We start from the raw sequence: 1582 nt of genomic DNA on the forward strand, positions 1-1582 counted from the left end.
GTCTGTGTGAAGTACGTGCCGGATGCGACGGGTGACCGTCGTTTCGCGGACGACCACACCACCGACCGGGAGGGCGTGGACGGCCTCCTGTCGGAGCTGGACGAGTACGGCGTGGAGCAGGCGCTGCGGATCGCGGAGGCGAACGAGGGCGCCGAGGTGACGGTGCTGACGGTGGGCCCGGACGACGCCAAGGACGCGCTGCGCAAGGCGCTGTCGATGGGCGCGGACAAGGCCGTGCACGTGAACGACGACGACATCCACGGCTCGGACGTGATCGGGACGTCGGCGGTCCTGGCGAAGGCGCTGGAGAAGACCGGGTTCGACCTGGTGATCGGTGGCATGGCGTCGACGGACGGCACGATGGGTGTGCTGCCGGCGCTGCTGGCGGAGCGGCTGGGCGTGCCGCAGCTGACGCTGCTGTCGGAGGTGTCGGTCGAGGGCGGCGTGGTCAAGGGCCGTCGTGACGGTGACGCGGCGACCGAGCTGGTGGAGGCCCCGCTGCCGGCGGTGGTCTCGGTGACGGACCAGTCGGGTGAGGCCCGCTACCCCTCGTTCAAGGGGATCATGGCCGCGAAGAAGAAGCCGGTGGAGTCGCTGGACCTGGACGACCTGGGCATCGAGGCGGACGAGGTCGGCCTGGCGGGGGCGTGGACCGCGGTCGAGTCGGTGGCGGCGCGCCCGGCGCGCACCGCGGGCACGGTCGTCAAGGACGAGGGCGAGGGCGGCAAGCAGCTCGCGGGCTTCCTCGCCGACCAGAAGTTCATCTGAGCCACCACCGACCCAGCGAAACACGGAGACATTGAGCAATGGCTGAGATTCTCGTCCTGGTGGACCACGCCGACGGTGTGGTCCGCAAGCCGGCCCTCGAACTGCTGACCCTGGCGCGCCGCATCGGCGAGCCGTCCGCGGTCGTCCTCGGCGCCGGCACCGCCGCCGCCGACATCGCCGCCAAGGCCGCCGAGTACGGCGCCGCCAAGGTGTACGTCGCCGACGGCACCGAGTTCACCGACCAGCTGGTCGTCCCGAAGGTCGACGCCCTGGCCCAGATCGCGGGGGCCGCCGCCCCCGCCGCCGTGCTGGTCACCTCCTCCGGTGAGGGCAAGGAGGTCGCCGCGCGCGTCGCGCTGCGTCTCGGCTCCGGCATCATCACCGACGCCGTCGACCTGGAGGCCGGCGACGGCGGTCCGGTCGCCACCCAGTCGGTGTTCGCGGCGTCCTTCCAGGTGAAGTCCAAGGTCACCAAGGGCGCCCCGGTCATCACGGTCAAGCCGAACGCCGTCGCTCCGGAGGCGGCCCCGGCCGCCGGAGCCGTCGAGAACGTGGCCGTCGAGTTCACCGGCAACGCCGCCAAGGTCACCTCGCGCACCCCGCGCGTGTCCACCGGCCGTCCCGAGCTGACCGAGGCCGCCATCGTGGTCTCCGGCGGCCGCGGGGTCGGCGCCGCCGAGGGCTTCGGCGTGGTCGAGGAGCTCGCGGACGTGCTCGGCGCGGCCGTCGGCGCCTCGCGCGCGGCCGTCGACGCCGGCTGGTACCCGCACAGCAACCAGGTCGGCCAGACCGGCAAGCAGGTCTCCCCGCAGCT

At 72.8% G+C, this 1582-nt stretch carries 2 protein-coding genes; both read left to right on the forward strand.

Annotation, left to right across the window (positions count from 1 at the left end; translation table 11 throughout):
- Positions 1-768: electron transfer flavoprotein subunit beta/FixA family protein (locus tag ACGF07_RS35605; RefSeq protein ID WP_392905834.1), on the forward strand; the 768-nt coding region annotated here is incomplete at its 5' end.
- 38 nt (positions 769-806) lie between these two features.
- Positions 807-1582 (forward strand): electron transfer flavoprotein subunit alpha/FixB family protein (locus ACGF07_RS35610; RefSeq protein WP_392905837.1); only part of this gene is annotated, 776 nt, incomplete at its 3' end.

This window comes from Kitasatospora sp. NPDC048194 (assembly GCF_043202455.1).
Taxonomy (GTDB): Bacteria; Actinomycetota; Actinomycetes; order Streptomycetales; family Streptomycetaceae; genus Kitasatospora.